Source organism: Acidovorax sp. FW305-C-20-28 (assembly GCF_058783375.1).
In genome coordinates, this window is record NZ_JBYSYM010000022.1 from 129,508 (window position 1) to 136,324 (window position 6,817).

General features: G+C 66.5%; 6 protein-coding genes. 5 read left to right on the forward strand and 1 reads right to left on the reverse strand.

Annotated elements, in window-relative coordinates:
• Window positions 1-208: 208 nt before the first annotated feature.
• The 5 genes from AC3WOH_RS23435 (at window position 209) to acnB (ending at window position 6,378) form a co-directional block, all read left to right on the forward strand.
• Window positions 209-1,195, forward strand: coding sequence for a malate dehydrogenase (locus tag AC3WOH_RS23435; RefSeq protein ID WP_184863442.1), 987 nt, complete (start codon window positions 209-211; stop codon window positions 1,193-1,195).
• A gap of 20 nt (window positions 1,196-1,215) precedes the next feature.
• Window positions 1,216-1,998: a trans-aconitate 2-methyltransferase gene (gene tam, locus AC3WOH_RS23440; RefSeq protein ID WP_492231724.1), complete on the forward strand. Its 783-nt coding sequence runs from the start codon at window positions 1,216-1,218 to the stop codon at window positions 1,996-1,998.
• On the forward strand, window positions 1,995-3,002 hold the full coding sequence (locus AC3WOH_RS23445; protein WP_492231726.1) for an HpcH/HpaI aldolase/citrate lyase family protein: 1,008 nt from the start codon (window positions 1,995-1,997) through the stop codon (window positions 3,000-3,002). Before tam ends, AC3WOH_RS23445 begins: the two co-directional genes overlap by 4 nt.
• Window positions 3,003-3,023: 21 nt before the next feature.
• Window positions 3,024-3,701 (forward strand): hypothetical protein, encoded by a 678-nt coding sequence (locus AC3WOH_RS23450; RefSeq protein ID WP_492231727.1) that lies wholly within the window; start codon window positions 3,024-3,026, stop codon window positions 3,699-3,701.
• A gap of 91 nt (window positions 3,702-3,792) precedes the next feature.
• Complete coding sequence (gene acnB, locus AC3WOH_RS23455; RefSeq protein ID WP_492231728.1) at window positions 3,793-6,378, forward strand: bifunctional aconitate hydratase 2/2-methylisocitrate dehydratase; 2,586 nt, start codon at window positions 3,793-3,795, stop codon at window positions 6,376-6,378.
• A 193-nt stretch (window positions 6,379-6,571) separates the two neighbouring features.
• Here acnB and AC3WOH_RS23460 read toward each other — a convergent pair.
• Window positions 6,572-6,817, reverse strand: a 246-nt coding sequence (locus AC3WOH_RS23460; protein ID WP_492231729.1) for a DUF4148 domain-containing protein, incomplete at its 5' end; no start/stop codon positions are given.

The window sequence follows — 6,817 nt, forward strand, 5'->3', positions numbered from 1 at the left end:
GTGCTGCGAACGGGCAGGCGCGCACCTTGCCCAGTTTCTTTTTCAGGACTCCGATCATATCTTATATAAGACATAAGACAAATTGACCGGGGTATTGAATCGGCGGTACACTCCAAGGCTGTTTTGCGGGGCACGGGCTGCTGGTAACAGGCGCTGGTGCTTGCGTTGCACACACCCCTGATTTCCTCACTTCCCTGGAGTTCTCACCATGAGCAAGAAGCCCGTTCGCGTTGCCGTCACCGGCGCCGCTGGTCAAATCGGTTACGCACTGCTGTTCCGTATCGCCTCCGGCGAAATGCTGGGCAAGGACCAACCGGTCATTCTGCAACTGCTCGAAGTGCCTGTCGAAGGCCCCCAGAAGGCGCTCAAGGGCGTGATGATGGAGCTGGACGACTGCGCATTCCCGCTGCTGGTCGGCATGGAAGCCCACAGCGACCCGATGACCGCCTTCAAGGACGCCGACTACGCGCTGCTGGTCGGTTCGCGCCCCCGCGGCCCCGGCATGGAACGTGCCGAGCTGCTGGCCGTGAACGGCGCCATCTTCACGGCACAGGGCAAGGCCCTGAACGCCGTGGCTTCGCGCAACGTGAAGGTGCTGGTCGTCGGCAACCCTGCCAACACCAACGCCTACATCGCCATGAAGTCGGCACCTGACCTGCCACGCAAGAACTTCACCGCCATGCTGCGCCTGGACCACAACCGCGCTGCCAGCCAGATCGCTTCCAAGACCGGCAAGGCCGTGGCCGACATCGAGAAGCTGACCGTCTGGGGCAACCACTCGCCCACGATGTACGCCGACTACCGTTTCGCCACCATCAACGGCGAAAGCGTCGCCAAGATGATCAACGACCAGGAATGGAACGCCAACACCTTCCTGCCCACCGTGGGCAAGCGCGGCGCCGCCATCATCGAAGCACGTGGCCTGTCGTCGGCTGCCTCGGCTGCCAACGCCGCCATCGACCACATGCGTGACTGGGCCCTGGGCACCAACGGCAAGTGGGTCACCATGGGCATCCCGTCGGACGGCCAGTACGGCATCCCCAAGGACACCATGTTCGGCTTCCCCGTCACCTGCGAAAACGGCGAGTACAAGATCGTCGAAGGCCTGGAAATCGACGCCTTCTCGCAAGAGCGCATCGACAAGACCCTGGCCGAGCTGCAAGGCGAGCAAGACGGCGTCAAGCACCTGCTGTAATCCGCAGACCAAGTCCTTCAATGGCCGACTGGAACCCCGCGCTCTACCGCCGCTTCGAGGACGAGCGCACGCGCCCGGCCGATGAGCTGCTGGCGCGTGTTCCCCTGGCCCAGGCCACTCACGTGGTGGACCTGGGCTGCGGGCCGGGCAATTCCACCGAGTTGCTGGTGCGGCGCTTTCCACAGGCGCAGGTCACCGGCATCGACACTTCCGAAGCCATGCTGGCCAGTGCGCGCGAGCGCCTGCCCGGCACGGCCTTCGAGCGTGGCGACATCGCCACGTGGGTGCCCGCCGTGGCGCCCGACCTGATTTACGCCAACGCTGCCCTGCAATGGGTGGCGGGGCACGAAACCCTGGTTCCGCGGTTGTTCAGCCTGCTCGCCCCCGGTGGCGTGCTGGCCATCCAGATGCCCGACAACCGGCAGGAACCTTCGCACCGCCTGATGCGTGCCGTGGCCGGCGAAGCCCCCTGGCGCGAGCCCATCGGCGACGCCGATGCCGTGCGCACCGAGCTGGCCACCATTGCCGGCTACTACGACATGCTGGCCCGTGATGCAGCCAGCGTGGACGTGTGGCACACCGTCTACCAGCATGTCATGCCCTCGGCCGGCTCCATCGTCGACTGGCTGCGCAGCACCGGCCTGCGCCCCTTCCTCGATGCGCTGCCCGATGACGCGCTGCGCGCCGGCTTCCTGGCCGAGTACGAGCGCCGCATCGCCGAGGCCTACCCCGAGCGCAGCGACGGCAAGCGCCTGCTCGCCTTCCCGCGCATGTTCATCGTCGCGCAGCGCCGCCCATCATGAGCACCGTGTCCGCATCCGCACACCCTGCCAGCGTACTGCTGGGCGCCCAGGCCGCTGCCAGCCGCCTGCCCGTGTGCGACCACTACAGCGGTGTCGAAGCGCGCATGAAAAAGAGCCTGCAGCTGCAGGCCGAGATGACCGCCGAGTTCGGCCACTGCGTGTTCGACGTCACGCTCGACTGCGAAGACGGCGCGCCCGTGGGCCAGGAGCGCGAGCACGCCCGCCTGGTCGCATCGCTGGCGCTGAACGCCGCCGAGGGCGCGCGCGTGGCCGCCCGTGTGCACACCGTGGACCACGCGGCCTTTGCCAACGACATGGCCACCATCGCGGGCGAGGCCGGCCACCGGCTGTCGCACATCATGGTGCCCAAGGTCGAGTCGGTGGACGACGTGCTGCACGCCGAGAAGGCGCTGCTCGCCGCATCGGCCGGCCACCTGCCGCTGCATGTGCTGATCGAATCGCCCGCCGCCGTGCACCGCGCCTTCGAGATCGCCGCGCACCCGCGCGTGCAGAGCATCAGCTTCGGGCTCATGGACTTTGTCTCCGCGCATGGCGGGGCCATCCCTTCGTCGGCCATGGGCTCGCGCGGCCAGTTCGAGCACCCGCTGGTGGTGCGCGCCAAGCTGGAGATCGCCGCCGCCTGCCACGCGCATGGCAAGGTGCCCTCGCACTGCGTGGTGACCGAGTTCTCCGACACCGCTGCCATGCAGGCCGCTGCCACCCGCGCCAGCGCGGAGCTGGGCTACACCCGCATGTGGAGCATCCACCCCGGCCAGATCCGCCCCATCCTGCAGGCCTTCGCGCCGCAGCAGGACGAGATCGCACTGTCCGCCCGCATCATTGCCGCTGCCGCGCAGGCCGACTGGGCGCCCATCAGCCACGACGGCAGCCTGCACGACCGCGCCAGCTACCGCTACTACTGGCAGGTGCTCGAGCGCGCCCACCAGACCGGGCGCGCCCTGCCGCCCGAAGTGGCCCACTGGTTTGCTTCCCCCCACGCCTGAAACCTTTCCAGGACCTTTCCCATGAAATCTCTGATTCTCACCTCCGCCCTGATGCTGGTGGCCCCTGGCCTTGCCCTGGCGCAGGCCGCTGCAGAGCCCGCCAAGAAGAGCGCGCCCGCCGCCAAGAAGGAAGCTGCACCCAAGAAAGAAACGACCGCCGCCAAGCCGGCAGCCAAGCCTGCCACCAAGTCGGCCGAGGCCAAGGACAAGGCCCCCGCCAAGAAGACCGCCAAGGCCGAGCCCACGAGCAGCCGCCAGCAGCTGAACACGGCGGCCAACCAGGTGGCCTCGGGCCTCATCGCGGCCGATGCCGCCCTGAGCCCTGAAGAGCAGGCCATTGCCCAGAAGGTGCACACGGGCCGCATCGCCTGCGAGCTGGGCGCCGTCGTCAACGTGACGGCCGACCCCGCCATTCCCGGGCGCTTTCACATCGAAGGCAAGGGCTTCAAGTACCACATGACTCCCGTGGTCACCAGCACCGGCGCCGTGCGCCTGGAAGACCAGAAGGCCGGCGCCGTGTGGCTGCAGATCGCCAACAAGTCCATGCTCATGAACCAGAAGCTCGGCCAGCGCCTGGCCGACGAGTGCATGAGCGCCGAGCAGACCCTCGTGGCCGAGGCCGCCAAGAAGGCGCCGCCCCAGAGCGTGTTCGACCCCGCGCCTGCCGCCACTGCGGCGACGGCCACCGCCACCAAATAACCACAGCCGACGAGACACGGTACCCCCGCGCCGCCTGGCCTTGCCGCCCCGGCGCAACCACCCCACTTTAGAACGCAACCGGAGAAAAATGATGTTGAAAGCCTACCGTGACCATGTGGCCGAGCGCGCCGCGCTGGGCATCCCCCCGCTGCCCCTGACGGCCAAGCAGACCGGCGAGCTGATCGAGCTGCTCAAGAACCCGCCAGCCGGCGAAGGCGAGACGCTGGTGGACCTGATCACCAACCGCGTGCCGGCCGGTGTGGACGATGCCGCCAAGGTCAAGGCCAGCTACCTGGCTGCCGTGGCGCACGGTACCGAAGTCTGCACGCTGATTGGCCGCGAAAAGGCCACGCAGCTCCTGGGCACCATGCTGGGCGGCTACAACCTCACCCCTCTGATCGACCTGCTGGACGACGCGGCCGTGGCCTCCGTCGCCGCCGAAGCGCTCAAGAAGACGCTGCTCATGTTCGACCAGTTCCATGACGTCAAGGAAAAGGCCGACAAGGGCAACACCTTCGCCAAGTCGGTGCTGCAAAGCTGGGCCGATGCCGAGTGGTTCACCAGCCGTCCCGAAGTGCCCCAGAGCATCAAGCTCACCGTGCTCAAGGTCACTGGCGAAACCAACACCGACGACCTGTCGCCCGCGCCCGACGCCTGGAGCCGCCCCGACATCCCGCTGCATGCGCTGGCCATGCTCAAGAACAAGCGCGACGGCATCACTCCCGAAGAAGACGGCAAGCGCGGCCCGGTGAAGTTCATCGAAGACCTGCGCGCCAAGGGCAACCTGGTGGCCTACGTGGGTGACGTGGTCGGTACCGGCTCCAGCCGCAAGTCGGCCACCAACAGCGTGCTGTGGTTCACCGGCGAAGACATCCCGTTCGTGCCCAACAAGCGCTTCGGCGGCGTGTGTCTGGGCAGCAAGATCGCTCCCATCTTCTACAACACCATGGAAGATGCCGGCGCACTGCCCATCGAGCTGGACGTGAGCCAGATGAACATGGGCGACGAGATCGAACTGCTGCCCTACGCCGGCAAGGCGCTGAAGGACGGCCAGGTCATCGCCGAATTCGAAGTCAAGAGCGAAGTGCTGTTCGACGAAGTGCGCGCCGGCGGCCGCATTCCGCTGATCATCGGCCGCGGCCTGACGGCCAAGGCCCGCGAGGCCCTGGGCCTGGCACCTTCCACGCTGTTCCGCCTGCCGCAAGTGCCTGCGGCCACCGGCAAGGGCTTCACGCTGGCCCAGAAGATGGTCGGCCGCGCCTGCGGTCTGCCCGAAGGCCAGGGCGTGGTGCCCGGCACGTACTGCGAACCCCGCATGACTTCGGTCGGCTCGCAGGACACCACCGGCCCGATGACGCGCGACGAACTGAAGGACCTGGCCTGCCTGGGCTTCAGCTCCGACCTGGTGATGCAGTCCTTCTGCCACACGGCCGCCTACCCCAAGCCCGTGGACGTGAAGATGCACCACGAGCTGCCCGACTTCATCAGCACGCGCGGCGGCATCTCGCTCAAGCCCGGCGACGGCATCATCCACAGCTGGCTCAACCGCATGCTGCTGCCTGACACCGTCGGTACCGGCGGCGATTCGCACACCCGTTTCCCCATCGGCATCAGCTTCCCCGCCGGCTCCGGCCTGGTGGCGTTCGCCGCTGCAACGGGCGTGATGCCCCTGGACATGCCTGAATCGGTGCTGGTGCGCTTCAAGGGCAAGATGCAGCCCGGCGTCACGCTGCGCGACCTGGTGCACGCGATTCCGCTGTACGCCATCAAGGCCGGTCACCTGACCGTGGCCAAGCAGGGCAAGAAGAACATCTTCTCGGGCCGCATCCTGGAAATCGAAGGCCTGCCCGACATGAAGGTCGAGCAAGCGTTCGAGCTGTCCGACGCATCGGCCGAGCGCTCTGCCGCCGGTTGCACGGTGCGCCTGAACAAGGAACCCGTGATCGAGTACATCAACTCGAACATCGTGCTGCTCAAGAACATGATCGCCCAGGGCTACGCCGACCCACGCACCATCGGCCGCCGCATCAAGGCCATGGAGGCCTGGCTGGCCAATCCCCAGCTGCTGGCCCCCGATGAGAACGCCGACTACGCCGCCATCATCGAGATCGACCTGGCCGAGATCACCGAGCCCATCGTCTGCTGCCCCAACGACCCCGATGACGCCAAGACGCTGTCGGACGTGGCCGGCGCCGCGATCGACGAAGTGTTCATCGGTTCGTGCATGACCAACATCGGCCACTTCCGCGCAGCCTCCAAGCTGCTCGAAGGCAAGAAGGACATCCCCGTCAAGCTGTGGATGGCCCCGCCCACGAAGATGGACGCGCACCAGCTCACCGAAGAAGGCCACTACGGCGTGTTCGGCGCGGCCGGCGCCCGCATGGAAATGCCCGGCTGCTCGCTGTGCATGGGCAACCAGGCCCAGGTGAAGGAAGGCGCTACCGTCATGTCCACCAGCACCCGCAACTTCCCCAACCGCCTGGGCAAGAACACCAACGTGTACCTGGGCTCGGCGGAGCTGTCGGCCATCTGCTCCAAGCTGGGCCGTATCCCTTCCAAGGAAGAGTACCTGACCGACATCGGCGTCATCAACCAGAACGGCGACAAGATCTACCAATACCTGAACTTCGACAAGATCAGCGAGTTCAAGGAAGTGGCAGACGGCGTCTCCGCCTGATCGGTTGACGGATTGCCCAGCCCCTGATGGGGTTGGGCGGGTACGTTTCCCAAAGCAAAACGGGCTCCCATATGGGAGCCCGTTTTGCTTGGGTGGTCAGGGAAACACTTCCACATGGTGGCGGTGCCCACGACCGTGAAACACCACCACCATGGGAAGGCCCGCAACTGGCGAGCCTTGTCAGGCTGGGTGTTTAGAAGGCGCTGATTTCGCCCGAGGGGATCTGGCCCAGACGAACGGCTTCGGCAGCCGCTGCACGCACGGCAGCGCGGTCAGCCGTGGACTTGTAGGTCACGACGCGCGAACCAGCAGGTTCCTGGCTGCGGGTCTGGGCCACGTTGGCGGCTTCGGCAGCCACTTCGGCGCGGGTGCGGTTCGTGTCGAACTTCAGGGCGAACTGCGAAGCGTCGGCTTCGTCAGCGTGGGCGCCAAAGGCAGA

Coding starts and splice junctions, on each gene's coding strand:
- AC3WOH_RS23435 (WP_184863442.1), top strand. CDS start 209: ATGAGCAAGAAGCCCGTTCGCGTTGCCGTCACCGGCGCCGCTGGTCAA.
- tam (WP_492231724.1), top strand. CDS start 1,216: ATGGCCGACTGGAACCCCGCGCTCTACCGCCGCTTCGAGGACGAGCGC.
- AC3WOH_RS23445 (WP_492231726.1), top strand. CDS start 1,995: ATGAGCACCGTGTCCGCATCCGCACACCCTGCCAGCGTACTGCTGGGC.
- AC3WOH_RS23450 (WP_492231727.1), top strand. CDS start 3,024: ATGAAATCTCTGATTCTCACCTCCGCCCTGATGCTGGTGGCCCCTGGC.
- acnB (WP_492231728.1), top strand. CDS start 3,793: ATGTTGAAAGCCTACCGTGACCATGTGGCCGAGCGCGCCGCGCTGGGC.